The sequence below is a fragment of the Prauserella halophila genome (genome assembly GCF_024171895.1).
Classification (GTDB): Bacteria; Actinomycetota; Actinomycetes; order Mycobacteriales; family Pseudonocardiaceae; genus Prauserella; species Prauserella halophila.
In genome coordinates this window covers 403,276-428,816 of sequence record NZ_JAMTCQ010000012.1, presented here as the reverse complement: position 1 = coordinate 428,816, position 25,541 = coordinate 403,276, and the positions used below count along the sequence as shown (strand labels likewise).

The following is a 25,541-nucleotide window of genomic DNA, read 5'->3' as shown; positions in this document are numbered from 1 at the left end:
GGCCGAGCACCGGAGCGCCGATGAGGGCCGAGCGATGGGCGGGAGCAACACGGCTCCGGAACCCGCAACACGATCTCCGGAACCCGCAACACAGGCCCCGGAAAACGCAACACGGGCCCCGGAGAACGCAACACGGCTCCGCGTGCAGGGCGGTGTCAGGCCGCCGGGGCCATGCCGTGCGGGTCGATGACGAACTTGCGGGCCACGCCGCTGTCGAACTCCTGATACCCCTGCGGTGCCTCGTCGAGCGTGATCGTCGTGGCGTTGACGGCCTTCGCGATGTCGGCCTTGCCGCTGAGGATCATATTCATCAGCTGCCGGTTGTACTGCTTCACCGGGCACTGGCCGGTGGTCATCGAATGGGACTTCGCCCAGCCCAGCCCGATCCGCACGCCGAGCTGGCCGACCTTGGCGTTCTCGTCGGGGGCGCCGGGGTCGCCGGTGACGTACAAGCCGGGGATGCCGAGTGACGCGCCCGCCCTCGCGATACCCATGACGTCATTGAGCACGGTCGCGGGCTGTTCGCCCGCATCCTTGCCGTGTCCGCGCGCCTCGAAACCGACGGCGTCGACGGCCGCGTCCACTTCGGGTTCGCCGGTGATCTGCTCGATCATGTCCGCCAACGACGCGTCGGTGCGCAGGTCGACCGTCTCGCAGCCGAAACTCCGGGCCTGCCCGAGCCGCTCCGGGATCATGTCGCCGACGATCACCGCCGACGCTCCGAGCAGCTGTGCAGCGTGCGCGGCCGCCAGCCCGACGGGGCCGGCCCCGGCGACGTAGGCGGTCGATCCGGTGGTGACGCCCGCCGTGTACGCACCGTGGTATCCGGTCGGGAAAATATCGGACAGCATCGTCAGGTCGAGAATTTTCTCGAGCGCCTGATCCCGGTCCGGGAACTTGAGCAGGTTGAAATCGGCGAACGGCACCATGACGTATTCGGCCTGCCCGCCGATCCAGCCGCCCATGTCGACGTAGCCGTAGGCCGCACCGGGCCGGGCGGGATTCACGTTGAGACAGATTCCGGTCTTGCCCTCGTTGCACATCCGGCACCGTCCGCACGCGATGTTGAACGGCACCGAGCAGACGTCCCCCTCGCCGACGAACAGGACGTCCTCGCCGGTTTCCACGACCTCACCGGTGATCTCGTGGCCGAGGCTCTGGTCCACGGGCGCCGTCGTACGCCCGCGCACCATGTGTTGATCACTGCCGCAGATGTTCGTCGTGACGATCTTCAGAATCGCCGCGTGCGGCGCCTTTTTCTTGATCCCGAGCCCGCTGACGACGTCGCCGGGCAGTTCCAGTTTCGGGTAATCGATCGATTCCACCGCGACTTCACCGGGCGACTTGTACACGACAACGCGATTGTCCGGCATTTGCGAACCCCTTTGTCTGCTGGCCGGTCGGATGCGTACCCACGCATTCGTCAACGTAGCCGCGCGGCGCGGTGAACACCATCCGGCGAACGACCACTCGGCGATCGTCCGCCCGCCCCTCAGGCGCACGAACGCAGGACACGCGCGTCTGGGTGCAGGACACGCGGGTCGGTCGGCGGGCTCATACGTGCCGGCTGCGCACGGCCCGCCAGGTGAATCCGCCGGAGAGGCCGAGTAGTGCCCCGGTCACGAGGAACACCGACCCGGCGCCCGCCACGCCGGCGATACCGCCCGCGCCGAGCGGCACGAGTACCTGTCCGAGACGGTTCCCGGTGAGCCGTAGCGACAGCGCGGACGCCCTGCTGCGCTCGGTCACCAGGCTCACCACCCAGCTCATCGTCAGCGGTTGCCCCACACCCCAGAGGAGTCCGACGACCACGAGGAACACGCCGATCACCACCGGGTTCGGGATCACCGGGATCAGTGCCATGGGGGCGGCCGAACACAGCGTCGCGGCCAGCAACATCCACCGCCGCTGCACCACACGCAGCAGCGCGGGCAGGAAGGTGCGCGCGACGATCGCCGCGCCGGTGCGCAGCATCAGCAGCACGGTCACGGTCAGGACGCCGAAGCCGTGCTGCTGGCCGAGCACGGGCAGGAATGCGGCGAGCACGTCCATCGAGGTCAGCACGACGAGACTGCTGAACATCGCGGGCCGCATGCCGGGCGTGGTGAGCATCGCCGGGACGGACTGGGCGGTGCCGCGCTGGTCGGCGCGCGCCCGCTGCGACCCGACGACGGGCATCAGCAACGCGGACGGCAGCGCCAGCGCCGACAGGACCGCGAGCGCCAGCAGCCCCGCCGTGGTCGACACGCCACCGGAGCCGCTGCTCGCCGATGTCACGACGCCCGCCACGGGGAGTCCGGCCGTCTGGCCGATCGACGCGGCGAGCGCCCAGCCTGCGAAGCGCCGGTCGATGTCGCGGGAGTCGGACAGCAGCGGGACGAACCCCTGCCCGGCGACCGTGACGAGGATCTGCGCGAACCCGAGCAGGATGTTGCCCGCCGCGAGCACGACGAGGTCCTCGCTGAGGGCCAGTACGACCAGCGCCGCGACGGTCGCCGCGACCCCGGCGCGCAGCACACCGGCGGGGTGGCCGTTGTCGACAGCCCGTCCGACCGGCACCGCGACCACGAGCGGCAGCAACGCGAACAGCGCCGTGATGACGCCCAGCACCGTACCGTCGCCGCCGAGCTCGAGCACGCGGTACGAGACCAGCATGCGGGCGGCGTTGTAGGCGGCCTGGGTCAGCAGGGTGCCCGCCCACAGGTGCGGATACCAGCGCGTGGTGCGGCCCGGCTCCCCCGGCATCGAGGCCCCCTGCTCCTGATCGTGTCGACCACCCGGCGGCCTCAGTATGCGGCGGCGCCCGCCCCGGCCGTGGCAGGGAGGGCGCCGCCGGCGGTCAGCTGACGGACTCGAGGAACACGTCCCTGGCATCCGAGGCCGTGTGCTGCGGCCACAGCGCGTGCAGCGGAACCCGGGCCGCGGGCACCAGCTCCACCACGCGAACCCCGCCACCCGCGGCGACCCCCGGCGCAGCGGTCACGAAAGCGACACCGTGTGTACCGGCGACGGCAGTGACCGGCGGCGTACCCTGCACCGGGTTCCGGCGGGTGCGCGGTTCGAACCCCGCACCGCGGCACAGGCCGACGAGCAGGTCGGTGTAGCCGGACCGGCCCGGCTCGCCCCAGACGATGATCTCCTGGTCGGCGAGGTCGGAGAGCTGCACCTGCGTGCGAGCGGCCAGCGGGTGGTCCGCGGCCACGGCGACGTGGAGGCGCTGCGCCGCGACGACCGTGCGGGCCAGACCGCGGGCCGGCGGCATCGCGCGGCACAGCCCGAGGTCCAGCTCCCCGGAGAGCAGGTCACGGGTCAGCTCGTCCGGGTACCGCTGATTGACCCGGGTGTCGTGGTCGGCGGCAGGCAACAGCGCGGTCACCTCGTCGCCCGTGACGGCGGGGGTGTGGCCGATGCGCAGTGTCTCCCGCTCACCGCGGCCGATCCGCCGCGCCCGCTGCACGGCCGAGCGCGCGACGCCGTGCAGTACGCGCGCGTCGGCCAGCAGCGCCTCCCCCGCGGGCAGCAGACTCACGCCGGACGAACCGCGTGCCAGCAGGTCGACTCCCACCTGCCGCTCCAGCGAACGGACCGATGTGGACAGTGCCTGCTGCGACAGGTGCAGCCGGGTGGCCGCGCGGGTGAAGCTGCCCTCCTCGGCCACGGCGACGAGGTGGTCGAGCTTGTAGAGGTCCAGACCCACGCGTCAGCCTTTCGCAGCGGTCAGCGGGTGGTGTAGCCACCGTTCGGGAACATCGTCTGACCAGTGAACCACCAGCCGTCGGTGGCCAGGAACAGGATGATCGGGGCGATGTCCTCGATGTGGGTGAGCTGGTTGCCCATCGCCTGCGACTTGTGGAACTCGACCCGCTCCGGCGTCTCCTGCGGGTAGAAGAACGGCGTGTCCATCGGGCCCGGCGCCACGACGTTGACCGAGATGCCGCGGTCGGCGAACTCCTTCGCCGCGGCGCGGGTGAAGTGTTCCAGCGGGGCCTTGCCGCCCGCGTAGGTCGAATAGCCGTCGGTGAACGCGGCGAGCAGCGACGTCCCGAGGCTGATGATCTTGCCGTTGTCGCTGAGCCTGCGGCCTGCCTCCTGGATGAAGAAGTACGCCGCCTTGGAGTTGACGGCGAACATGCGGTCGTACTCCTCCTCGGTGGTCTCGAGGATCGGCTTGCGCAGCACCATGCCCGTGGTGTTGACGGCCACGTCGGCCCGCCCGAAGCGGTCCACCGCAGCGTCGAACAGCGCTCGCACGTCGGCCACGCGGGTGAGGTCGGCCTGTGCGGTCACGGCCTCGCCGCCCGCCGCCGTGACGGCGTCGACGGTCTTGTCGGCGTCCGGCGCGGAGGCGTCGCTGTGGTAGTGAACGACCACTTTCGCGCCCAGCTCACCGAGCCGCGTGGCGAGCAGTCCGCCCAGGTTCTTGGCGCCGCCTCCGATGACGACCACCTTGTCGCGCAGGTCCGTTTCGGCCATGGTGTGACTCCCTCACGTCGATTCGCCGATGTCGGCACCGACGCTAGGGGCACCGCGGCCACCAGGGGAAACACACGATTCGCGTGGGGTCACAACCACGGTGGATGCCCACCGGCCGAGGTGGGTGCCAGCCTCCGGGGTGGGTGTCGGCCTCCGGGGTGCAGGCGTCAGCCTCCGCGGGGCGGGGGCGGCGGGACCGCGGCGAACACCTCGGTGGCCGGTCCCGCGCCGGGAGCGTCCCCACCGGCACCGTCGCCTGCGGGCGGCGCACCCGTGCGCAGGTCGGCGAGCGTCGCGTTCGGGCCGATCGTCTGCACGCACGGGGCCGCGGGTGCGGTCGTCACCGTGTAGCTGCCGGGAGGCACGGCACCGAACCGGTAGTGGCCGCCGTCGTCGGTGACGGTCGAGCTGACCACCGTGCCGTCGGCGCCGCGCAGCAACAGCCGCACACCGGACAACGGCCAGCCACCGGAGGTGACGACGCCCGTGAGCGCTCCCCGCAGTTCCAGTTCCAGATGGGCGTCGGTGACCGAACCGCCGTCGAGCGCGACGACCGTCGCGACCGGGTCGGCCAGCGGTGCCGCGGCGACGAGCGTGATCTGCGGAGCATCGACGCCCGCGAGGTGGTAGGTACCGTCCTCTCCGGACACGGTGCTGGCGATGACCTCGCCCGCCGCACCGATCGCGGTCACGGTGGCACCGGGAATCGGCTTGCCCGCGACGCGTTCCCGCACCGTACCGCCGACGCCGGACGTCGGTTCGAGTGTGACGTCGAGGCGCGACGGCATCGGCCCCGGCGGCACGACCATCGCCTGCGGCCGGTAACCGGCGCGGGCGAACACCAGCACGTAGCTGCCGGGTTCGAGGCCGGGCACGTGGAACACACCGCTCGCGTCCGTGGTCGCCCGCGCGCACTGCGAACCGGTGCGGTCGGTGACGGTCACCGTGACCTCCGACAGCGGACGCTGCCCGCCCTGCACGACGCCGGACAGCACCGTGGTCGGCTGCTGCCCGCCCAGTGCCCTCGCCCGCATGCCGTGCAGACCGCTGATACTGCCGAAGTCACGGACCGTGCCGTCCGCTCCTGCGGCCGCCTGCCCCGGGTCACCGAGATCGCCGAGCCCGCCGAGGTCGCTGAGTCCGTCCAGGTCGCTGAAGTCGCCGAGATCGCCGGACTCGCCACCGGGTTCCCCGGCCTCGCCGGAGTCGGCGGGCCGACCGGAGTCACGGCCGAGGGCGCTGCCGTTCACACGACTCGATCCGTTGGGCGGGCGGGTGCCGTCCACGCTCGCAGCGCCCACGCCGGGCCCGCCCACGCCGAAGCCGTTCGGCGACGGCTCCTCCTGCGGCCACTGCGGGAATTCGTCGCGCATACTCACCGGAGATCCTTCCGCGGGAAGGCGGGCAGCGAGATGTCGTGCCGCTGGTCTCCGGCGCGGACGACGACGTCCTCGTGCACCGCGGGGTGTTCCACCGCGACGAGCGTGAGCGGTTCGGCCGGCAGCCCGTCGAGCACGTAGGCCCCGTCCTCACTCACGGTGCTGCCCGTGACGGTGCCGTCGCGGCGGTGGGCGGTGACGGTGGTGACGGCGGGCAACGTCTGCTCGCCCGCGGACGCTCCCGCGGCGTCGGCACGCAGCACGCGGCCGCGCACCGTTCGGGACGACACCCGGTCGTGGCCGTACGTGGGAGCGGGCGACGGCGGGACGGGGCGAGCCTCGTGGCCGCCGAGACCGTCCTGGCCGTCGGGAGCCGTGGCCGACCGGAACGTCGCCGGTGCCTCGCGCTCCGTCTCGCCGGGCGGGGTCTCCGTCTGCCGCTGCGACTCGGCCGCGGCGGAGCGCCGCTTCCACAACCTCACAGGTCCCTCCACAGGCTGTCCCGGCTCCTGGAGCTGCATGCCGGACCCGGCCCGCGGTGACGCCGGGCAGCGGCCGACAGGAACACCCGTACCCAAACCTGCAACATGCAGAAATTCCTCCGGATGAGTGACGCAAGTACCGGTGTTTACCACCCTCGCAACATCAGAAGCAACTGTTCGACACAGGGTGCACACGCTCCGGAGGCGCGCACCGGCGGCGCGGCGATCACATCCTCACCTGGGCGGGTCCCGTCGCCGTGCGAGCCGACCACGCGTGTGTTCACCTCCGGACACGACCACACCTCCAACCGCCACACCCAGTGGATTGGCGCTACCCACAGTTAAACAACCCGATTAGAACACGACTGAGTCACCCACAGGAGGCTCCTTTTCATGACGGCCGAATCACGGTTCGTAACACTGAGCCTGACCGGTCGTGATGTGTGATGATGTGGTGCTCGTGTCGGCAGGCAACCGGTGAGGAGGCGTCGGCACGCCCAGCACGGCAAGGGGGTCACGGTGACCATGTCCGACAGGACACCCCGGCGACCGGAACAGGTGCCCGCCACGGGCTCGACGCGCGAGGTCATCCTCGGCGCGGCGGAGCGGCTGTACGCGGAGCACGGCGTCTACAACGTGTCGAACCGGCAGATCAGCGAAGCCGCGGGGCAGGGGAACAACGCAGCCGTCCACTACCACTTCGGCACGAAACACGACCTGATCACAACGTTGGTCGACCGGCACCAGAGCGCACTGGGGCGCAGGCGCGCCGAGTACGTGGCGCAGGTCGGCGACGAACCGGAACTGCGGGACTGGGTCGCGTGCATCGTGCTGCCGATAACCGACCACCTCGCGGCACTGGGCAGGCCGACGTGGTTCGCGCGGTTCAACGCACAGCTGGTGACCGAGCCGACGCTGCAGCCGATCCTCGACGACCGGTTCCGCGCGGATCCGGCGATGGCGACGGCGCTGCAGGGCCTTCAGCAGTGTGTGGCGGACCTGCCCGCGCAGGTGCGCGCCGAGCGGGCGGACATCACGAAGCACCTGATGATGCACATGGCCGCCGACCGCGAACGCGCGCTCGCGGCGGACATGCCGACGCCTCGCGACACCTGGCGCGACGCCGCGACGGGGCTCATCGACGCGATCGTGGGGCTCTGGCAGGCCCCGGTAAGCTGACCGGCCGCGCGTGCCGGGCGGCCCGGTCGGCACGGCCCGCCTCGGCACGGCCCTCGTGAAGGTCGCCGCAGCGGAGCCGCTCGCTCACGCGGCGGCGACGAGGCCGCCGTCGATGACCAGGTCCTGCCCGTTGATGTAGGACGCCGCGGGAGAGGCCAGGACACGACGGCCCCGCCGGTCGATCACGGCGGTGTGCGCGTCGGCGTCGACGTTCTCGTGGAACATCGGCGTTTCGATGTGGCCGGGGCTCACCGAGTTGACCCGGATGCCCTGCGGCCCCAGTTCGGCCGCGAGCGTGTGCGCCAGGTTGTGCACGGCTGCCTTCGTCGCCGCGTAGAGCGATCCGCCTGCCATGCCGCGGTGCAGCGTCCACGACGCGTCGCTCACGACCGAGGCGTGCTCGGACAGCAGCGGGAGTGACGCGACCTCCTCGCGCCGCAGGCCGGGGTGCGGCGCCTGCCTGCCGACGCGAGGGCGACGTCACCGGGTGTGAGCCGCGCCCGGCAGGTGCGCAGGAAGTCGCGGAGCTGCGGCGTCGGCAGGCAGAAGATGCGCTGGTCATGGGGAACGGTTACAACGCGGGGCGGCGAACCGGCCCGCGTCGGGAGCGCTCGTGACACGGATCGCTCGGCGACCGCGGCGCTCGGCGCGGACCACCCGGCGTCGACCGTCCCGGGAGTCGCCACGGGGATCACCGGACCTGACATCGTGATCTTGCTGATCTTGCTCGCTCCCCCACGCCGCGAGGGGACACGCATACCGGATGATCATCGCCGGGTTTCACCGAACGTTCCACGTCCCGCCGAAAGGTTCCCGATGAGTACGCGCACCCGCACCAAAGCCCTCCTCGTCGCCGTCGTCGCGGTGTTGGCCGTGGGCGGCTACTACCTGTCCGGCGGCCTCGACCTCGACGGTGACGGCGGCGATTCCACCGCGACCGGGCCTGCGGATCTGTCCGAACTGACGGTCGCGCCGGAAGACACGGGCGCCCCCTACGACCGCGACGACTGGCCGCACTGGAGCTCGGTCGGCAACGGTTGTGACGCACGGGACGCCGCGCTGCGGGAGCGGGGCCGCAGCATCACTGTCGGCGACGACTGCGACCTGTCCGGGGAATGGACCAGCATCTATGACGGCGAAACCGTCACCGATCCGTCCGAATTGGACGTCGACCACTGGGTTCCGCTCGCCGAGGTGGCGCGTTCCGGCTCCCGTGACTGGTCCGAGCAGCAGCGTGAAGAATACGCGAACGACCCCGACGTTCTGGTGCCCGTGACCGCCTCGTCGAACCGGTCGAAGGGCGACCGGGACCCGGCGACCTGGCTGCCGGACGAGGACCGCTGCGGCTATGTGACCACCTGGGTGCAGATCAAGCAGCGCTACGAACTCACGGTCGACAAGGCCGAAGCCGAGGCGATCCGGGACGTCCTGGCCGGCTGCGAGTGACGATCGGCGGTGACGGGCGGAATCCGAGGTGTCCACCGCGAGAGGTCCAGAACCCGGGGCCGGACACCGAGCGGAACGATGACATCGACGGCGCCCCTTCCTCGTCGCAGGGGCGCCTCCGATCGAGTGGCAGATGAGGGATTCGACCCCGAGGGCAGTGCCGACCGATTTACAGGGCGCAAGCTGCATCCCGTCCTGACCCGTGGTTTCTTGACAAGTTCGCCCTGTTTGGGGGCGTATTGGGGCCAGTCGGCTGCGCTGGCGGCAGTTCGCCGGACCTTTGCGTCACAACCCTGCCTGCAACGGCGAAGGACAACCGACCGCTTGTCAGGTCTCGGCGGCAACCTGCCCAACGTCGTGACCGAACCGCTGATCGATCTGCTACCGCCTGCTACCGCGGCTCTCGTTCCGCACGGCCGTGCTCGCCACCGGCCAGAACTCGGACTTCACCCGGCTTCCGCCGGAATTCACCGTCAGCGACGGTCACGACGATCACGGGTGACGACTTCAGCCCGCTGCCAAACGAGAGTGACAGAGTGACACCCGTCCCCGGCCGTCGCTTCCCACTCTCTCTTTGGGTCACACCTGTCACAAGGACGGCTGGAACACCCCGGAGTGTTTCAGCCGCTCTCAAGACCCGTCAGCCCCAAGGCGCGAGGCGCGATGGCACCGGACGATGGAGGAGGTCCGCGACGACTGCGACGCGATGCTTGGCGCTTTCACGACGATCATCCGCGAGACCGCCAAAACCGTGCGGGCATGCGGCTGAGGACACTCTCGGTCCACTCCCCCGAGAGCGCCGCAGAACCAAACCGCCTCTTGCCCTAGCCGGGCCTGGAGGTCCTGACTCAGCCGGGGTCCGGACCGCCTGCACCTACCGGGACATCCTCTCGGCAACCCCGACGCTGTCCATATGAGGTGCCCGGCTGCCACGCATCTGCCGGAGTAGCGCGAGGGCCTCCTCGGAGGGGGAGTTGGTGGGGGTCGTGCACGCGATCAGCACCTGTTCCGGCGAGCGGGCGATCGACAGTGTCTGCTGTGTCACGGTCACCGTGCCGACGAGGGGGTGGTGCAGTTCGTAGGACGCAGCATCGCACGGCGCCACGCGGTGGTCCCGCCATAGTGCGACGAACTCCGGGCTCTTCATCGTCAGCTCGCCGATCAACTCCGCGAGCAGCGGGTCCTCCGGGTGCCTGCCGACAGCGATCCGCAGGTTGCCGACCACCGCGCACACCTTGCGCTTCCAGTCCGCGTACAGCTCCCGGCAGTGCGGGTCCAGGAACAGCATCCGGCTCATGTTCGGGCGCCGTGCCGGATCATCCGGGCTGAGAAAGTCCAGATGCCCGGCCAGCAAAGCGTGCCCGAGAGTGTTCCATGCCAGCACGTCCGTACGGCGGCCAAGCACCATTGCCGGGACACCGTTGACGGCGCGGAGGAGGTCGCGCGTCTCATCGGCGAGCTTCTCGGGTCGAGGGCGGCGCACCCGGGGCATGCGGCGGGCAGCGTCGGCGAGCCGGTCGAGGTGCTCGCGCTCGTGGTCGGCGAGCAGCAGAGCGCGGGCGATCGCGTCAAGCACCTCGGCCGATGCCCCGCGGGACAGGCCCTGCTCCAGCCGCGTGTAGTACGAGACACTTACGCCCGCCAGCTGCGCCAGTTCCTCGCGCCGGAGCCCGGCCACCCGCCTGCGGGGCCCGAGGTCGCGAAGACCGACATCTTCGGGTCGCAGCAGCGCCCGTCTGGCCTGCAGGAAATCACCGAGTGGGCCAGGTCCGTCCATGCCCTCAGTATCCGGGGCACGGCCCGATCCCAGCCACCCCCTGCGAGGGGTAGGACAACCCGGGAGTGGTTCGTGCGCGCCCGTGTGTCCAGGCTCTGCCTCATCGGCCATGTTCCCGAACTCAAGGACGAACCTCATGGATAAGACCCCGGAGCAGATCACCCTGGGCGATGTCACCGTCACCCGCATCAAGGAGTACTACGGCTCGGTCGAGATAACTCCGGGCCAGTTCTTCCCAGGCAGTCCCGACGGCTCTTGGGACGAGCACCGAGACTGGCTGGCGCCCGATTTCTGGAACCAGGAGACAGACGAGTGCCACTCGGCGATCCAATCCTGGCTGCTGCGCAGCGAAGGGCGCACGATCCTCGTCGACACCGGCGTAGGCAACCACAAGGACCGGCCCTACGCGCCGGTGTGGAGCCGCCGGGACACCGACTACCTCGACAACCTCGCCGCCGCCGGGGTGCGGCCCGAGGACGTCGACATCGTGGTCAATACCCACCTGCACGTCGACCACGTGGGCTGGAACACCCAGCTCGACGGCCGGACCTGGGTGCCGACCTTCCCGAACGCCACATACCTGATGACGCGGCGGGACTTCGAGTTCTGGGACCCAGCCAACGAGCACAAGACGGTGTTCGGCCGCGGGAACCAGAACGTCTTCGAGGACAGCGTCACGCCGGTCCACCAGGCGGGGATGACCCACCTGTGGGACGGGTCGTACCGGATCGACAAGAACCTATGGCTCAGTCTTGCTCCAGGGCACACCCCTGGTTCGTCCGTGCTCTCTCTGGAGTCCGGAGGTGACCAGGCCTTGTTCGTTGGGGATCTGGTGCACACCGCGCTGCAGATCGTGGAGCCGAAGACCAATTCCTGCTTCTGCGAGGACCCGGCCGAGTCCCGGGCCACCCGGCACAAGCTGCTCGGCCACGCCGCCGAGAACAACGCGCTCGTTTTCCCGGCGCACTTCGGCGGCCAGGGCGCCGCTGAGGTCGCGCGTAACGGGTCGAAGTTCGCGATCAAGGAGTGGGCGGGCTTCTCCCGCATCTCCTGAAGCCCCAAGAGAGGAAGCGTTTCCGTGCTCCAGCATGCAAACCCGGTCGTCGAAACCCCAGCGGGCACCGTGCGCGGCATCCACGACGAGGCTGGTGAGTTCTACCGTGCCATCCCCTACGCGGCAGCCCCGGCCGGTGCCAGCCGTTTCGCGCCGCCTGTGCCGCACCCGGGCTGGTCGGGTGTCCGTGACGGCACGCGGCCCTCGCCCACGGCTCCTCAACCGGCCCGCGACTTCGGCCGACTCGACATGATCCCGTACTTCGGGCCGGGCTGGGTGCCCGGCGCGGAGTACCTGACCGTCGACGTCCGCACGCCCGCCGCGGACGGCGGCAGGCGCCCCGTCATGGTCTTCGTGCACGGCGGCGGGTTCGTCACCGGTTCGACCCGCGCCGCGCTCTACGACGGGCGCGCGTTCGCCCGCGACGGCGTCGTCCTCGTGACGGTGAACTACCGCGTCGGCGTCCCCGGTTTCCTCGACCTGGCGGGTGCTCCGGCCAACCGCGGGCTGCTCGACGTGCTCGCCGCACTCAGTTGGGTCCAGGCCACAGTCGCGGCGTTCGGCGGTAACCCGGACAACGTCACGATCTTCGGCCAGTCCGCTGGCGCCACGCTCACCGGCGCACTGCTCGCGACACCGGAGGCCAAAGGCCTGTTCCGGCGAACGATCGTCCAGAGCGGCAGCGGCACCGGCGCCTTCACTCCGGAGCAGGCGCGGCGGGTCACCGCTGCGGCGGCCGTCGCGCTGGGCGTCGAACCGACCGCCGAAGCGTTCGCCGCGATCCCGGACGAGCGTTTCCTGGAGATCCTGCCCGCACTGGCCGGACTCGACCTGCGCACCAGCACCGCCACGGACCCACTGGCCGGCCTCAGCCCGTTCAGCCTGGTCCTCGCCAGCCAGCCCGCCGACGCGCTCGCCGACGGCCCGGCCGGTGACATCGACCTGCTCATCGGCACCAACACCGAAGAGGGAAACCTCTATGTCGTGCCGCAGGGCAACCTGGATTCCTCCACGGAGGCAGACGTACACGCCATCGCCGCCAGGGTGTACGAGGACCCGGCGACCGGTGTGGCCGCGCGCCGCGCGGCACTGTCGGACGCGACACCCGGCGAGTTGCGCTCCGCAGTGCTCGGGGAGGCCCTGTTCGGAGCCGGCACGGCGCACATGGCGCAGGCCCACGCGCGGATCTCGGGCGGCCGCACGCACGTCTACTCGTTCGGGTATCGATCGACGGCACTGGACGGGCGACTCGGCGCTGCCCATACCGTCGAACTGCCCTTCGTGTTCGACATCGCCGACAAGCCGTGGCTGCACCGGAACACGGGCCTGCTCGGCCCCGACCCCGCCCCAGCCGACCTCGCGGCCCATGTGCACGCCGCCTGGGTCGCGTTCGCCAGGACCGGGAACCCGGGCTGGGCCGCGTACGATCCGCAGCGCCCCGTGGCGCAGACCCTCGGCTACTGAGAGCCGCCTCACCGGACAGGGACGCTGTCGGTCGCACACACTCCGGCAACCGATTACGCCCACAAGACTTCTCGCCATGGCAACGCTCCAGGACATCACCGATACGGCCGGCATCTCCCGTCGCGTCCCGGACACGCACCGGCGACGCACGCTCCCGGATCATGAGGCCATCAGTAAGCCGCCCGCCACAGGGCCCGCGCGCCGTCGGCAAGATCGCCCTGCGCCCCGAAGAGGCAGCCAACCTGAGGAAGGAGAACCTCTCCTTGCCCGGCTCTGGATGGGGCGAACTCCGGCTCGAAAGGGCACGACCCGAGGTCGGCCAAGAGTGGACGGACTCCGGAAAGTCGAGCGAGGAAGGTCCGCTGAAACACCGTGAGGACGACGTGGGCCGCGCCGTGCCCTCCCCCACTCCTGCACGAACACCTCGCACGATTCGGCACGGCGCGAGACGGGCGCCTCTTCCGCGGTGCTCGTCACGGCGGGTGGATCAGCAGCTCGGTGTACGGCCGCGTGCGGGCGGCGGCTCGTCAACAGGCGCCCACCGCAGCTTCAAACAGCACGCTCGCCAAACGCCCCTACGACCTTCGCCACGCTGCGGTGTCCACTGACTGGCGGCCGGAGTGCCTCCGACGAAAGTGGCCGAGTGGGCCGGCCACAGCGTCGCGGTACTGCTGCGCGTCTATGCCAAGTGCATCGACGGCGGTGAGCAAGCCGACCGCGAGCGCGTGGAGCGCCAGCTCGGCGGCGGCTGGAGCCTTTGCCGCGTATTTGCCGTGAACACCCGGCACGGACCGCATCGGGCTGCGCACCACCGCACACACGAGAAACGCCCCGCTGGCCTGTCTTTCCAGGTCACCGGGGCGTTTCTCGTGCGTGGCGGGTGAGGGATTCGAACCCACGAAGGCAGTGCCGGCTGATAGGGAACCTTGCCCTGCACGACCTGGGCGACGCGGATGGCGGCTCCCGATTACGATTCGGCGATCACGAGCCGGAGGTCAGTCGGCGAAGACATAAGAGCGGAGCTCGGGTTCCTGGGCCGTCCGCGCCTTCAGGACAAGGGTGCCGGCGATACCAGTCATGGTGTTGACGTACTCGGTCGGGAATCTGGCGGCGTCAACGCCGGGCATGAAGGGTTTTGCGCACGTCGACGAGGGGACTCGTTTCGGTTTTGCGGGTCCGTCGTGATCGAGCGCGTCCATCGCCAGCGCATAGGCGACCGGGTCGTATGTGCCAATTGCGATATGCTCCGAGGCCAGGCTGGTCGGGCAGACGTCCTGTATAGCGACGTTGGTGATCCGGCCGTTTCCGCCGTGCAGTGAGCTGGTGCCACTGTCGTTCAACGCGGGTTGCACGAATTCGTCCGTGTGCGTGTAGATATTCGTGTAGGAGATTCCCGCGAAAGTTTCGGCTCCCGAGTTCGTTGCCTTGGTGAAGTTCGAGTCCGCTGTTTGCTGCCACAGTGCCGGTGCGCAGCCGACGATTGGCGGGCAGAGCGCGTTCACCATAATCGAGCCGTGATTGGTTGCCCCGAAACCGACGTAATCGTCGATCATGGGACGGATGTCTGGCCAGAAGCGGATGGCAAACCGCGGCACCAGTCCGCCTTGACTGTGCCCAAGGATGTCCACCTCTCGGTTAGTCGACTCGTGGATGTGACGCACAGCGTTCACCACGTACTCCGCAGACACCTGGGCATCGCTCATGGCGCGGTTCGGCAGTGTGACCGAGCAGTAGGGGCGGTCCAGCTGGTCCAGCGCGCGATACCAGTTCCACTCGAAGTTCTCCCCCGGAGTCGAGGTTGTCCCATGCACGAGCAGTACCACGTTGGCCTTGGACCGACCGGTATTGGCCGTGCAATGCAAGCTCTTCGACAATTTCGAGTCAGGCACCGACAGTGCTGGTCCCGGACGGTCGATCGGCGCAAAATCCGGATCACCGTCATGGGCGCCTGTGCTCGCCCATCCAGAAGGGACGGTCAGAATACTGATGATCAACGCCAGCGCCGCTGTGATCACTGCGGCAGGTGCAAGCCTGCTTACGGGTCTGCTCACCGGACTCCTCCAGCGGTGAAGGGCGCGGGGTGGGACACCTCGTCGCCATTGACGGTTCGGATGCGGATGCGTCCGCATGACTGGCTTGTTTACCCCACCCGCAGGACGAATGCAACACATCAGAATATGTCTCATCCGCTTGTGCGACTTCAAGCGAGACGCGCGATGCTAGCCTGGCTCGTCGGCGAACAGCCGCCGTAGACGACTCATCCGACCGCCTGCGAGGGGGTAAGAGGATCAGCGAGACGCCATTGACGCACCGGCTGGTAAGCGTCGAGCGCGGGGGCGATGCCCTGGCGGCATTCAAGACCGCTCGGCGATGTTTCATGGCCGGCGAACGCATCGAGATGCAGGACCTCGCAGCTAGAATCGGCGTCAGCCGGGCGACGCTATTTCGCTGGGTGGGGAGCCGCGACGAACTTCTGACCGAGGTCCTCTGGTCATTGGCAGAACCGGCCCTCCGCGACGCGGTGGCCTCAGCGACGGGGAACGGCGGCGCTCGCGTCGCTGACGCGCTCGGCCAGTTCGCCGAAATCCTCACCACGACCGAGTACTTCCGCGCCTACCTGCGGCGAGAACCCGAGCGTGCCCTCCGCTTGCTGACCACCCGAGCGGGATCACTGCAGGCCCGCATGGTCGGGACCATTCAAGACCTGCTCAGCGCTCACCTTGACGTCGATGCCCTTCCCCTCGACCTGCCCGACATGGCCTACCTCGTCGTCCGGATCATCGAATCGTTCATCTACGCGGACATCATCACTGGCGCCGAACCCGACCCCGTAAGAGCACGCCAGGCCGTCGCAACACTCCTGCGAGACGCCTGAACCACGGCGCCCACCGACCGGCTCGTCACCGCCCCCTGGCTGCACTCGCCAAATACATGCCCGCCTGACCGGATGATCGAAACTGTCTTAGCGAGACTGCCAGCGATCGCGATCGTCGGTGACATCGCGGTCTTCGACGGCGAGGGCAGTTCTCACACGCTCTTCAGATGATGTGCGCGGGGGCGCGGCATCGTCCTCGATCAGCAAGTCGAGCGGTTCCATGTCGAGATGCTCAGCGATGCGTTCCACCGCTCTCAAAGTCGGATTTCGCTCGCCGCGTTCCAGACCACCCACATACGTCTGGTCAGTAAATTTCCCCACCTGGACTTCCAGACAAGATCTCCGCGCCGGATGTCGGATCCCATAAGAGACTTGCCAACTGAAACCCTGGAACCAAAGCAGTGAGACCAATAAGGAAGGCGACGAAGGGGCCGACCGTGGCCACTATCCTTATGAGCCGAACGGACTTCCGGTCATCAAGGAAGCGCGCGTACTGGGCGTTCGTCACCGGGTAGACGTCGATGTCGTACGCCGGAACCCACACCGGCTCGTCGCTCGGCCCGGACGGTGGACCTCCGCGCCGCCGACCGGATTCCGGAGGCGGCGTTCGTGGCAAAGGGGGCTCCCGCGCAACCACCGACAACGGGGGTCCGGGGACCACCCCGGGCGGGGTCTGGGGGCTGCGCCCCCAGAAAACACGACGATGATCGAAAACAGCGAAGGCGCCCCCAGCGACAAGCAGGGGGCGCCTTCGATCGAGTGGCGGGTGAGGGATTCGAACCCACGAAGGCAGTGCCGGCTGATTTACAGTCAGCTCCCTTTGGCCGCTCGGGCAACCCGCCGGGTGCCGGCTCCGCGTCCGGCAAGATGCAAGCCTACCGCCCTCGGCAGGCGCGCCCACACCCGGGTACCCGATGACTACGCTTACCCGGTGTGGCCGCGTCGGCGGCCACGTCCTCGATCACACCCGAACCAGACAGCGAGGTGCTTCAGTCGTGGCGGATCCGTCGTTCGACGTGGTGAGCAAGGTCGACCGGCAAGAGGTGGACAACGCGGTGAACCAGGCGGCCAAGGAGCTGTCGACGCGGTTCGACTTCCGGGGCACGGGCGCGTCGGTGGCGTGGTCGGGTGACAACGCCATCGTCGTGGAGGCCGAGACCGAGGAGCGGGTGAAGGCCGCGGTCGACGTCTTCAAGGAGAAGCTGGTCAAGCGTGGCGTGTCGATGAAGGCGTTCGACGCGGGCGAGCCTGCGGTGTCGGGCAAGACGTACAAGGTGTCCGGTTCCATCGTCGAGGGCATCGAGCAGGACAAGGGAAAGCAGATCTCCAAGTACATCCGGGACGAGGGCCCGAAGGGTGTGCAGGCGCAGATCCAGGGGGATCAGCTGCGGGTGTCGGGCAAGAAGAAGGACCATCTGCAGGACGTGATCGCACTGCTGAAGGAGAAGGACTTCGGCATCGCGCTGCAGTTCATGAACTTCCGGTAGGGCATCCGGGCCGGCTGCTGATCACCACCTCCTTCTCCGGCCGGGGCCGCGCCGGGGCCGCATCGATCGCGGCTCCGGCGCGTTCCTCGTCCGACGACCTCAGGCGTGTGCAGACCCCAACGCGAACGTCGCCCACGCGTGAGCACGGCACGGCCGCCGCCGTTGCTGCCGCCCAGCCGCATCGCACCGCGTGCCCGGCGCCTCGATGAGCGAATCCCCCGGCTGAGGGTCCCCGGACGACGGACATCGTTGTGTCGCCTCGGTGAACCCTCGTGAATCGCCGACCATGCATCACCTGGTCGTGTTTGACTTTCCCGGTCGCCGTCGGACACCGGGGGTTTTCCGTGCACGCCAATCCGCCGACCAGCAGCCCGCCGACCGCTGGGACGTCTACCACTGGGCCGTCGACCAGCCGCCCACAGTCGTCCCGGGATCGCGTTCCGCGTCGCCGCTCGCCACTGCACCGGACGTTCGCCGTGGTCGCCGGCGTCGTCCTGTTCCTGGCGCTGACGCCCGCGGTGGCGCAGGGCGCCGACCGGCAACTGCTGCACGACGGCTACGGCGCGTACCCACGGCTGATCCGCACCCAGCACGGCCACACCGACCACAACGGCCGCATCCTCGCCACGGTCACCAGCACCGACGAGCGCGGCTTCTACGCGCCGGTCCACGAGAGCACCGACGAGGGCCGCAGTTTCCACCAGGTCGGCGAGATCCGCGATCCCGAGGGCCGCTACGGCCGCGGCATGTGCTGCGGCACGCTGTACGAACTGCCGCGGAGCATCGGCCGGTATTCGAAGGGCACGCTGCTGTGGGCGGCCAGCTACCGGCAGAAGGCCCCGCGCGACACCCGGGAGATCGGCATTCGCATCTGGGCGAGCACCGACACCGGCCGCTCGTGGGACTTCGTGTCCGAACCGGTGACGTCGAAGGGCGCGCCGGGCGTGTGGGAACCGGAGTTCGACGTCGACGACTCGGGCACGCTGCAGCTGCACTACGCCGACGAGCGCGGCGGGCGCGAGTTCGACCAGTTTCTCGCACGCCGAGCCACCGACGACCTCCACGACTGGAGCTCCCCTGCGCGCACGTTGACGATCTCGCCGTGGGAAGTGCGCCCCGGCATGCCGATAGTGCGCCGCCTCCCCGGCGGGCGGCACTACTTCAGCTACGAGATCTGCAACTTCGGCGAGCGGTTCTGCGATCCGTATTTCACGATCTCCGACGACGGCGAGGACTTCGGCGATCCGGCCGACCCCGGCACGCAGGTCGCCACCCCGGAGGGCCACCACTTCCGGCACTCGCCGACGATCTCGCTCTTCCCCGGCGGCCCGAACGGCACGCGGATCCTGCTCATCGGCCAGATCTACGCGAACGCCGACGGCACAGCCACCGACGGCAACGGCAGGACGATCCTCGCCAACGACGACCCCGGCTCCGGCGCGTGGTACGAGGTGCCCGCACCGGTGGCGGTCGCCGACCCGGTGGACGACCCCTGCCCGAACTACAGCCCGTCGCTGCTGCCGGTCGACGGCGGCGACACCGTGCTGCAGGCCACCGCGGACCGCACCGGCGGCGGCTGCCGGGTCTTTTTCGGCACCGGCCCGTCGCGCCAGCCGGTACCCTGATCCCCCGGAAGGCTGAGCCTCGGCCACGGATGCGGCATGAAGGGCGGGCGATGAAGGGCATCGTGCTGGCGGGCGGCAGCGGAACACGGCTGCACCCGATCACACAGGCCGTGTCGAAGCAGCTGCTTCCCGTCTACGACAAGCCGATGATCTACTACCCGATCTCGGTACTCATGCTGGCCGGCATCCGCGAGATCCTGATCATCTCGACGCCGTCGGATCTGCCGAACTTCCAGCGCCTGCTCGGCGACGGCAGTCAGTTCGGTCTCGAACTCTCCTACGCCGAGCAGCCTGCGCCGAACGGGCTGGCCGAGGCGTTCGTCATCGGTGCCGACTTCATCGCGGGCGACGACGTGGCGCTGATCCTCGGCGACAACATCTTCTACGGCCAGGGCTTCTCGCGGACGTTGCAGGCCGAGGCCGCCGGACTCGACGGCTGTGTGCTGTTCGGCTATCCGGTGAAGGACCCGCAGCGCTACGGCGTCGGCGAGATCGCCCCGGACGGCGCCCTGCTCTCGATCGAGGAGAAGCCCGCGGCGCCGCGGTCGAACAAGGCGATCACGGGGCTCTACCTCTACGACAACCAGGTCGTCGACATCGCACACAGCCTGACACCGTCGCCGCGCGGCGAGCTGGAAATCACCGACGTCAACCTGACGTACCTGCGCGAAGGCCGCGCCCGGCTGGTCGAGTTCTCGCGCGGGTTCGCGTGGCTGGACACGGGCACGCACGATTCGCTGCTCGAGGCGGGGCAGTTCGTGCAGGTGCTGGAACACCGCACCGGGGTGCGCATCGCGTGCCTCGAGGAGGTCGCGCTGCGGATGGGCTACATCGACGCCGACGAATGCCACCGCCTCGGCGCGAAGCTCGCCAAGAGCGGCTACGGCGACTACGTCATGGACATCGCGAAGGCGGCCGGCGCCACCGGCTGACCCCGTGGCGCGTGTTGCGAAGCCCGGAGCCCGTGTTGCGGATTCCGGGGGCTGTGTTGCGGATTCCGGAGCCCGTGTTGCGTTTTCCAGGAGCTGTGTTGCGTCCTCGCAGCACAATACGAACTCGCGGGGGCACAACGCAGGGAAGCGGAACGGCCCTGCAGCTCAGTCGCCGCGCGTCGAGATCCACACCACCCCTGCCGCCACGGCGAGAATTCCAGCGGTGACCAGCAGCGTCGGGGTGAATCCGCCGACAGCGGCGACGAGCTGCGGCCCCGCGCTGGCACCCAGGAACAGCGACGCCGTGTACAGCGCGGTCGCCGCACCGACCGACCCGCCCGCGTGACCGTGGATCGAGGCGACCAGTCCCGGCGATCCGACCGCGATCCCGCCGACGAACACGAACAACACCGCGGCGAGCGCGACCACGTCCCCGCCCGCCGTCGGGAGCAGGAGCGCGGCCAGCGCCGACACCGCCAGCGACACGGTTGCCCGGACGTGCGGCGGAACCGTCGACAGCACGCGGGTCAGCAGCGGCGCCACGAGGACCGCCGGCAGCGCACTCGCGCGCAGGGCCAGCATCGCGCCGGGACTGTCGACCGCGGCGGGTCCCGCGAGCTCGACGACCGTGTAGACGATGACGAACGCACCCAGCAGGGCCGCCGTCGCGAGGTACAACCCGAGCAGCCGCGGGCGGACCAACAGTTTCGGCACGGCCACGAGCGCGGCGAGAACCGACTCCGCCCGCGGTGTCACGCCCCGCGAATCCGGACGCAGCAGCGTCGCCGCGAGCACGACGAGCAGCAGGAACGCCCCACCTGACGCGACAAACACCGCGCGCCAGCCCATCGGTGCCAGCAGCTGTGCGGCCACCTGCAGCACCACGGCCGAAGCGATACCCGCGCTGGCCAGCGCGCTGAACGCCACCGGACGTCTGCCCGGTTCGAGCTGAGCGGTGACGTAGGCGAATCCCGTCGGCACGAGCATGGCGACCGCCGCGCCCTGCACACAGCGCAGCGCCACGGCAGCCGCCAACGACGAGGCGAGCGGCACCGCCGCCGTCGTGACGGCCGCGGCCACGAGTCCGGCGAGGATGACGCGGCGTGGGCCGAACCGATCGGCGAGCGGCCCGGCCAGCAGGAAGCTCAGTGCGAACGTGAGGCTGAAGGCCGTCGCCGTCCAGGTCGCTGCGGACGTCGAGGTTCCGAAGTCGTCGGCGATGGCCGGCAGCAGCGGGATGACGGCGTAGGTCTGGCCGACGCCGACGACGCCGCTGGTCACCAAGGTCGCGAGAGTTCGACCGGGCGAGGCCCAGGAGTGCGCGGCGCCGCGTGCGGGTACGTCCGTGGTGGGCATGCCGCGATCCTGTCCAACCAACTAGTTGGATGTCAACTGGACAGTTGGTCACCTGGTAGACATGAACGCCATGAGCACCCGGCAACGACTTCTCACCGCGGCGCGCGACGAGTTCGCGGCGCACGGCATCGCCGGCGCGCGCGTCGACGCCATCGCAGCCCGTGCTGGCGTCAACAAGGAGCGCATCTACGGCCACTTCGGCAGCAAGGAGAAGCTGTTCGACGCCGTGATCACCGACGCGAAGGCCGAGCACGCGGCGGGAATCGGCGTGCCGTCAGGCGACCTGGCCGAGTACGTCGGCAAGCTCTACGACTACCACCGCGACCACCCGCTGCTGCTGCGCCTGCTGCTGTGGGAGTCGCTGCACTACGGCGACCGTCCGGTGCTCGATCACGACGGGCGCGCGCAGGCCTACGACGGGAAGGTCGCCGCCCTGGCCGAGGCGCTGGGCGACACCCCCGGCGGCGCCGCAACCCCGCACGGCGCCGACCGGCACGACACCGCCGCCACCCTGCTCACCCTGCTCGGGCTCGCCTGCTGGCCGCACGCGATGCCGCAACTGGCCGGGTTCCTCGTCCGCGACGTCGACGAGTCACAACGGCACGCGCTGCTGCGCGAGCACACGGTCGAGTTCGCCCGCCGAGCACTGCAACACCGGCCGTAGCCGTGTTGCGTTTTCCAGGGGCCGTGTTGCGTTTTCCAGGGGCCGTGTTGCGGATTCGCGGGCCCGCCTTGCAGTTCGCGCGACCGTGTGACGTCCGGGCAGGCGGTCGCACGTCGGAGCATCGTTGAAGGTCGGGGCTGCTGGACTGCAGAACACGTGGCACTGAACGCGGGACACGCGCCGCCGGACGCGGGCCACGCACGCGATGGCGCAACACGGTCCCCGGAAGGCACAACACAGCCCCCGCAAAACGCAACACGAGCCCCGGAAAGCGCAACACGCGCATACCTGGGTGTCAGAACTGGCGGCGGGCCATGTCCTCGAGGCGGCGGATGCGCTCGTCGATGGGCGGGTGGCTGGAGAACAGCTTCGACATCCGTTCGCCGGGGCGGAACGGGTTCGCGATCATCAGGTGAGACTGCGATGCGAGCTTCGGCTCCGGCGCCAGTGGTGCCGCACTCGTCCCCTGCTCCAGTTTCCGCAGAGCCGATGCCAGCGCCAGCGGGTCGCCGGTCAGCTCGGCGCCCGAGGTGTCGGCCTCGTACTCGCGCGAGCGGCTCACGCTCATCTTGACGACCCCCGCGGCGACCGGCCCGAGCAGCGCCAGCAGCAGCATGCCGATCGGATTCCCGCCCTCGCGGTTGCCGCCGAACATGCTCGCGAACATCGCCATGTTGGCCAGCACGCTGACCACGCTCGCGAGCGCACCCGCGACCGACGAGATGAGGATGTCCCGGTTGTAGACGTGCGAGAGTTCGTGGCCGAGCACGGCGCGCAGTTCGCGTTCGTCGAGGATCTCGAGAATGCCCGAGGTGCAGCACACAGCGGCGTTGCGGGGATTACGACCGGTCGCGAACGCGTTGGGCGCGCGGGTCGGGCTGACGTACAGCCGCGGCATCGGCTGCCGTGCGGAGGTCGCGAGCTCGCGCACGATCCGGTACATCGCGGGCTGCTGCGCCTGCGACACCGGCTGCGCACGCATGGCCTTCAGCGCGAGCTTGTCGGAGTTGAAGTAGGCGTAACCGTTCACGGCCAGCGCGATCAGCAGTCCGATGATGAGCGCGCCCTTGCCGAACAGGCCGCTGATGCCGACGATCAGCGCGCTCATCAGCCCCAGCAGCAGTGCCGTCTTGAGACCGTTGTGGTGCCTGTGCACCGGCTCACCTCCTCCCGGTCCGCGGGCGCGGGAACCGTCCCCGTGAGTGCCACCGCGTGTGGCCCGGCGTACGGTTCAACGTCCGACCGCCCGGCGAAGTTCCACGTCAGCGGCGTGTGAGTCTATTTCGGACGAGGTAACGAACCGTGTATCACGCCACAGCCGCGAGTGTGTTCGCCTAGTCGTACAGTAGAGTTCGGCACACCGAAATTCGAAGGTGGAGCATGAACGACACTGGTGACGGCCGTACCGCGGCGTCCGGCGCCGAGGCGCATCACCGGCGAGCACAGCGGCGAAGGCGCGCTCGGCGGCGGGATCGCCGTGCGCTCGTGGCCCTCGGTGTGGTGTTCGTCCTGGCGATCTCCGGCGCCGTCGGCTACGGCCTCCAGCCGGTCCGCGCGGACGGCGGCACCCTCCGCATCGTCACCACCACGACGTTCCTCGACGACACGGTGCGCCGCATCGGCGGCGACGACGTCGAGACGGTGCGGCTCATGAACCCCGGCGTGGACCCGCACCTCTACCAGGCCAAAGCGGGTGATCTGCGCGAGATGCGCCGCGCCGACGCGGTGATCGCCGTCGGGCTCTACCTGGAGGGTTCGCTGCAGCGCACCCTCGACGAGGTCGCGCGTACGAAGCCGGTGCTGCTGGCGGGCGAAGCCGTGCCGGAGGATCAGCTGCTGAGCCCGCCCGCCGACGCGGCCCCCGAGGAGGAGCACGACCCCCACATCTGGCACGACCCCGCGCTGTGGGCACACGCGGTCGACGCCGTGACCGGACGGCTCGCCGAGCTCGACCCGGACAACGCCGCCGACTACCGCCGCCGAGGGGACACCTACCGCGACGAGGTGCGCGCCGCCGCCGACCGGGTCCAGCGCACCATCGATCGCATCCCCGCCGACCGCCGCACGCTCGTCACCTCGCACGACGCCTTCCGCTACTTCGGCGACGCGTTCGGCATGGATGTCGTCGCCATCCAGGGCATCTCCACCCAGCAGGAGGCGACGACGGCCGACGTCGCACGGGTGGCCGAGCTGCTCGCCCGCGAAAACCTGCCGGCCGTGTTCCTCGAGACGAGCGTGTCCCGGCAGACCGTCGACTCGATGGTCGCCGCGGCCCGGAACCGCGGCGGCGACGTGCGCGTCGGCGGCGAGCTGTACTCCGATTCGACCGGATCCGACGGCAGCTACCTGGGCATGCTGCGCGCCAACGCGGCGACGCTCGCGGAGGGACTGACATGACCGCCGACGCACTTCCTCCCGCGGAGGCGGAAAAGGCCACCGCCGACGCACTTCCTCCCGCGGAGGCGGCAACAGCCACCGCCGACGCACTTCCTCCCACGGAGGCGGCAACAGCCACCGCCGACGTACTTCCTCCCGCGGAGGCGGAAAAGGCCACCGCCGACGCACTCGTTTCCACGGAGGCCGAGGTATGACCGAGCCAGCACTTCGACTGCAGGGTATGAGCGCCTCCTACGGCGGGCGTCCGGTGCTGACCGGCGTCGACGTCGAGATCCCCGCGGGTGTGCTCAGCGCGGTGGTCGGGCCGAACGGCGCGGGCAAGTCGACGATGGTCAAGGCGGCGCTCGGGCTGGTGCCGTCGGTGCGCGGCACGGTGCGCTGGCTGGGGCAGCCGCTGCGCCGCGTCCGTAAGCGCGTGGCGTACGTCCCGCAGTCCGATGCCGTGGCGAAGGACTTCCCGATCACGGCCGTGCAGGTCGTCGAGATGGGCCGCTACCCGCACCGGGGCTGGTTGCGCAGGCTGACTCCCGGCGACGACGAGCTGGTGGCGGACGTGATGGCGCAGGTCGGCGTCACGGATCTGGCCGACCGGCCGATCGACGAGCTCTCCGGTGGGCAGCGGCAGCGGGTGTTCCTCGCGCGAGCGCTCGCCCAGCGCGCGGAACTCATCGTGCTCGACGAGCCGTTCACGGCCGTCGACGCGCGCACCGAGGCGACGTTGCTGGAGATCCTCACCGGGTTGTGCCGCGACGGCGCGTCCGTCATCGCCGTGCATCACGACCTGCGCGACGTGCTGGATCACTTCGACCACGCGGTGCTCATGGCGGGCACCGTGGTCGCGGCGGGCACTCCGGCGGATGTGCTCACCCCCGACAGTCTCGAACGCGCTTACGGCATGGCGCCGCTGGCCGCCCGGTGAGTGCGGTCGTGGCCGGCTCCCTGCAACCGGGC

25 protein-coding genes and 1 tRNA gene are annotated in these 25,541 nt (G+C 69.6%); 13 read left to right on the top strand and 13 right to left on the bottom strand.

From position 1 onward, the window contains the following. Positions 1 to 155: 155 nt before the first annotated feature. The 6 genes from fdhA to LY41_RS19180 form a co-directional block, all read right to left on the bottom strand. Complete coding sequence (gene fdhA, locus LY41_RS19205; protein WP_253865507.1) at positions 156 to 1,373, bottom strand: formaldehyde dehydrogenase, glutathione-independent; 1,218 nt, start codon at positions 1,371 to 1,373, stop codon at positions 156 to 158. 181 nt (positions 1,374 to 1,554) lie between these two features. Next, positions 1,555 to 2,745, bottom strand: a complete 1,191-nt coding sequence (locus LY41_RS19200; protein ID WP_253865506.1) for an MFS transporter — start codon at positions 2,743 to 2,745, stop codon at positions 1,555 to 1,557. Positions 2,746 to 2,839: 94 nt separating this feature from the next. Next, complete coding sequence (locus tag LY41_RS19195) at positions 2,840 to 3,697, bottom strand: LysR family transcriptional regulator (RefSeq protein ID WP_253865504.1); 858 nt, start codon at positions 3,695 to 3,697, stop codon at positions 2,840 to 2,842. A 20-nt stretch (positions 3,698 to 3,717) separates the two neighbouring features. Further along, positions 3,718 to 4,473 (bottom strand): SDR family oxidoreductase, encoded by a 756-nt coding sequence (locus LY41_RS19190; RefSeq protein ID WP_253865502.1) that lies wholly within the window; start codon positions 4,471 to 4,473, stop codon positions 3,718 to 3,720. A gap of 167 nt (positions 4,474 to 4,640) precedes the next feature. Then, entirely contained in the window at positions 4,641 to 5,846 is a 1,206-nt protein-coding gene (locus tag LY41_RS19185; RefSeq protein ID WP_253865592.1) for an MSCRAMM family protein, read from the bottom strand. A gap of 2 nt (positions 5,847 to 5,848) precedes the next feature. After that, the gene (locus LY41_RS19180) at positions 5,849 to 6,334 is read right to left on the bottom strand and encodes a carboxypeptidase-like regulatory domain-containing protein (protein WP_253865501.1); all 486 of its coding nucleotides are present in this window, start codon (positions 6,332 to 6,334) and stop codon (positions 5,849 to 5,851) included. 525 nt (positions 6,335 to 6,859) lie between these two features. Here LY41_RS19180 and LY41_RS19175 point away from each other — a divergent pair. Continuing rightward, complete coding sequence (locus tag LY41_RS19175; RefSeq protein ID WP_253865589.1) at positions 6,860 to 7,513, top strand: TetR/AcrR family transcriptional regulator; 654 nt, start codon at positions 6,860 to 6,862, stop codon at positions 7,511 to 7,513. Positions 7,514 to 7,597: 84 nt separating this feature from the next. On the opposite strand, the gene LY41_RS19170 is transcribed toward LY41_RS19175, so the two are convergent. Continuing rightward, complete coding sequence (locus LY41_RS19170) at positions 7,598 to 7,921, bottom strand: SDR family NAD(P)-dependent oxidoreductase (protein WP_301297366.1); 324 nt, start codon at positions 7,919 to 7,921, stop codon at positions 7,598 to 7,600. 408 nt (positions 7,922 to 8,329) lie between these two features. Here LY41_RS19170 and LY41_RS19165 point away from each other — a divergent pair, with 408 nt between their 5' ends. Continuing rightward, entirely contained in the window at positions 8,330 to 8,959 is a 630-nt protein-coding gene (locus tag LY41_RS19165; protein WP_253865498.1) for an HNH endonuclease family protein, read from the top strand. A gap of 874 nt (positions 8,960 to 9,833) precedes the next feature. Here LY41_RS19165 and LY41_RS19160 read toward each other — a convergent pair. Beyond that, positions 9,834 to 10,736 (bottom strand): helix-turn-helix domain-containing protein, encoded by a 903-nt coding sequence (locus LY41_RS19160; protein WP_253865496.1) that lies wholly within the window; start codon positions 10,734 to 10,736, stop codon positions 9,834 to 9,836. A 136-nt stretch (positions 10,737 to 10,872) separates the two neighbouring features. Here LY41_RS19160 and LY41_RS19155 point away from each other — a divergent pair, with 136 nt between their 5' ends. The 3 genes from LY41_RS19155 to LY41_RS19145 all read left to right on the top strand — a co-directional run bounded on the left by LY41_RS19155 (position 10,873) and on the right by LY41_RS19145 (position 14,138). Next, a complete protein-coding gene (locus LY41_RS19155) occupies positions 10,873 to 11,790 on the top strand; it encodes an MBL fold metallo-hydrolase (RefSeq protein WP_253865495.1) in 918 nt (305 codons plus the stop codon). A 24-nt stretch (positions 11,791 to 11,814) separates the two neighbouring features. Continuing rightward, positions 11,815 to 13,254: a carboxylesterase/lipase family protein gene (locus tag LY41_RS19150; protein ID WP_253865493.1), complete on the top strand. Its 1,440-nt coding sequence runs from the start codon at positions 11,815 to 11,817 to the stop codon at positions 13,252 to 13,254. Between the two features lie 635 nt (positions 13,255 to 13,889). Continuing rightward, complete coding sequence (locus tag LY41_RS19145; protein WP_253865492.1) at positions 13,890 to 14,138, top strand: hypothetical protein; 249 nt, start codon at positions 13,890 to 13,892, stop codon at positions 14,136 to 14,138. Between the two features lie 111 nt (positions 14,139 to 14,249). Here LY41_RS19145 and LY41_RS19140 read toward each other — a convergent pair whose 3' ends face one another. Further along, positions 14,250 to 15,305: an esterase/lipase family protein gene (locus LY41_RS19140; protein ID WP_253865490.1), complete on the bottom strand. Its 1,056-nt coding sequence runs from the start codon at positions 15,303 to 15,305 to the stop codon at positions 14,250 to 14,252. 251 nt (positions 15,306 to 15,556) lie between these two features. Here LY41_RS19140 and LY41_RS19135 point away from each other — a divergent pair, with 251 nt between their 5' ends. After that, on the top strand, positions 15,557 to 16,129 hold the full coding sequence (locus tag LY41_RS19135) for a QsdR family transcriptional regulator (RefSeq protein WP_253865489.1): 573 nt from the start codon (positions 15,557 to 15,559) through the stop codon (positions 16,127 to 16,129). Between the two features lie 87 nt (positions 16,130 to 16,216). On the opposite strand, the gene LY41_RS23935 is transcribed toward LY41_RS19135, so the two are convergent. Beyond that, positions 16,217 to 16,423 carry a hypothetical protein gene (locus LY41_RS23935; RefSeq protein WP_308292278.1) on the bottom strand — a complete coding sequence of 69 codons (207 nt, stop codon included), beginning with the start codon at positions 16,421 to 16,423 and terminating at the stop codon, positions 16,217 to 16,219. Positions 16,424 to 16,889: 466 nt separating this feature from the next. Further along, a tRNA-Tyr gene (locus tag LY41_RS19125) sits at positions 16,890 to 16,971 on the bottom strand. A 153-nt stretch (positions 16,972 to 17,124) separates the two neighbouring features. On the opposite strand from LY41_RS19125, the gene LY41_RS19120 reads away from it, so the two are divergent. The 3 genes from LY41_RS19120 (at position 17,125) to rfbA (ending at position 20,173) form a co-directional block, all read left to right on the top strand. Continuing rightward, positions 17,125 to 17,616, top strand: coding sequence for a YajQ family cyclic di-GMP-binding protein (locus LY41_RS19120; RefSeq protein WP_253865486.1), 492 nt, complete (start codon positions 17,125 to 17,127; stop codon positions 17,614 to 17,616). Positions 17,617 to 18,092: 476 nt separating this feature from the next. Further along, on the top strand, positions 18,093 to 19,241 hold the full coding sequence (locus LY41_RS19115) for an exo-alpha-sialidase (RefSeq protein WP_253865484.1): 1,149 nt from the start codon (positions 18,093 to 18,095) through the stop codon (positions 19,239 to 19,241). A 50-nt stretch (positions 19,242 to 19,291) separates the two neighbouring features. Further along, positions 19,292 to 20,173 carry a glucose-1-phosphate thymidylyltransferase RfbA gene (gene rfbA / locus LY41_RS19110; RefSeq protein ID WP_253865482.1) on the top strand — a complete coding sequence of 294 codons (882 nt, stop codon included), beginning with the start codon at positions 19,292 to 19,294 and terminating at the stop codon, positions 20,171 to 20,173. Between the two features lie 165 nt (positions 20,174 to 20,338). Here the strand turns inward: rfbA and LY41_RS19105 are convergent, their stop codons facing one another. Beyond that, positions 20,339 to 21,529 (bottom strand): MFS transporter, encoded by a 1,191-nt coding sequence (locus tag LY41_RS19105; protein WP_253865480.1) that lies wholly within the window; start codon positions 21,527 to 21,529, stop codon positions 20,339 to 20,341. A 61-nt stretch (positions 21,530 to 21,590) separates the two neighbouring features. On the opposite strand from LY41_RS19105, the gene LY41_RS19100 reads away from it, so the two are divergent. Then, positions 21,591 to 22,193 (top strand): TetR/AcrR family transcriptional regulator, encoded by a 603-nt coding sequence (locus LY41_RS19100; RefSeq protein ID WP_253865479.1) that lies wholly within the window; start codon positions 21,591 to 21,593, stop codon positions 22,191 to 22,193. Positions 22,194 to 22,488: 295 nt separating this feature from the next. Here the strand turns inward: LY41_RS19100 and htpX are convergent, their stop codons facing one another. Next, entirely contained in the window at positions 22,489 to 23,349 is an 861-nt protein-coding gene (gene htpX, locus LY41_RS19095) for a zinc metalloprotease HtpX (RefSeq protein WP_253865478.1), read from the bottom strand. A 224-nt stretch (positions 23,350 to 23,573) separates the two neighbouring features. On the opposite strand from htpX, the gene LY41_RS19090 reads away from it, so the two are divergent. Genes LY41_RS19090 through LY41_RS19080 form a run of 3 tightly spaced genes read left to right on the top strand, consistent with a single transcriptional unit; the run spans position 23,574 to position 25,509 of the window. Next, positions 23,574 to 24,590 (top strand): metal ABC transporter solute-binding protein, Zn/Mn family, encoded by a 1,017-nt coding sequence (locus LY41_RS19090; RefSeq protein WP_253865476.1) that lies wholly within the window; start codon positions 23,574 to 23,576, stop codon positions 24,588 to 24,590. Beyond that, positions 24,587 to 24,784 (top strand): hypothetical protein, encoded by a 198-nt coding sequence (locus tag LY41_RS19085; protein ID WP_253865475.1) that lies wholly within the window; start codon positions 24,587 to 24,589, stop codon positions 24,782 to 24,784. Before LY41_RS19090 ends, LY41_RS19085 begins: the two co-directional genes overlap by 4 nt. After that, a complete protein-coding gene (locus tag LY41_RS19080; protein ID WP_253865473.1) occupies positions 24,781 to 25,509 on the top strand; it encodes a metal ABC transporter ATP-binding protein in 729 nt (242 codons plus the stop codon). The genes LY41_RS19085 and LY41_RS19080 overlap by 4 nt, the downstream gene beginning before the upstream one ends. The last annotated feature ends 32 nt before the right edge of the window (positions 25,510 to 25,541 follow it).

Excerpts from the sequence above, each read along its gene's own strand:
- rfbA (WP_253865482.1), top strand. The coding sequence starts at position 19,292 with ATGAAGGGCATCGTGCTGGCGGGCGGCAGCGGAACACGGCTGCACCCG.
- LY41_RS19100 (WP_253865479.1), top strand. The coding sequence starts at position 21,591 with ATGAACGCCATGAGCACCCGGCAACGACTTCTCACCGCGGCGCGCGAC.
- LY41_RS19160 (WP_253865496.1), bottom strand. The coding sequence starts at position 10,736 with ATGGACGGACCTGGCCCACTCGGTGATTTCCTGCAGGCCAGACGGGCG.
- LY41_RS19090 (WP_253865476.1), top strand. The coding sequence starts at position 23,574 with ATGAACGACACTGGTGACGGCCGTACCGCGGCGTCCGGCGCCGAGGCG.
- LY41_RS19080 (WP_253865473.1), top strand. The coding sequence starts at position 24,781 with ATGACCGAGCCAGCACTTCGACTGCAGGGTATGAGCGCCTCCTACGGC.
- LY41_RS19165 (WP_253865498.1), top strand. The coding sequence starts at position 8,330 with ATGAGTACGCGCACCCGCACCAAAGCCCTCCTCGTCGCCGTCGTCGCG.
- LY41_RS19085 (WP_253865475.1), top strand. The coding sequence starts at position 24,587 with ATGACCGCCGACGCACTTCCTCCCGCGGAGGCGGAAAAGGCCACCGCC.
- fdhA (WP_253865507.1), bottom strand. The coding sequence starts at position 1,373 with ATGCCGGACAATCGCGTTGTCGTGTACAAGTCGCCCGGTGAAGTCGCG.
- LY41_RS19155 (WP_253865495.1), top strand. The coding sequence starts at position 10,873 with ATGGATAAGACCCCGGAGCAGATCACCCTGGGCGATGTCACCGTCACC.
- LY41_RS19175 (WP_253865589.1), top strand. The coding sequence starts at position 6,860 with ATGTCCGACAGGACACCCCGGCGACCGGAACAGGTGCCCGCCACGGGC.
- LY41_RS19190 (WP_253865502.1), bottom strand. The coding sequence starts at position 4,473 with ATGGCCGAAACGGACCTGCGCGACAAGGTGGTCGTCATCGGAGGCGGC.
- LY41_RS19200 (WP_253865506.1), bottom strand. The coding sequence starts at position 2,745 with ATGCCGGGGGAGCCGGGCCGCACCACGCGCTGGTATCCGCACCTGTGG.
- LY41_RS19105 (WP_253865480.1), bottom strand. The coding sequence starts at position 21,529 with ATGCCCACCACGGACGTACCCGCACGCGGCGCCGCGCACTCCTGGGCC.
- LY41_RS19185 (WP_253865592.1), bottom strand. The coding sequence starts at position 5,846 with ATGCGCGACGAATTCCCGCAGTGGCCGCAGGAGGAGCCGTCGCCGAAC.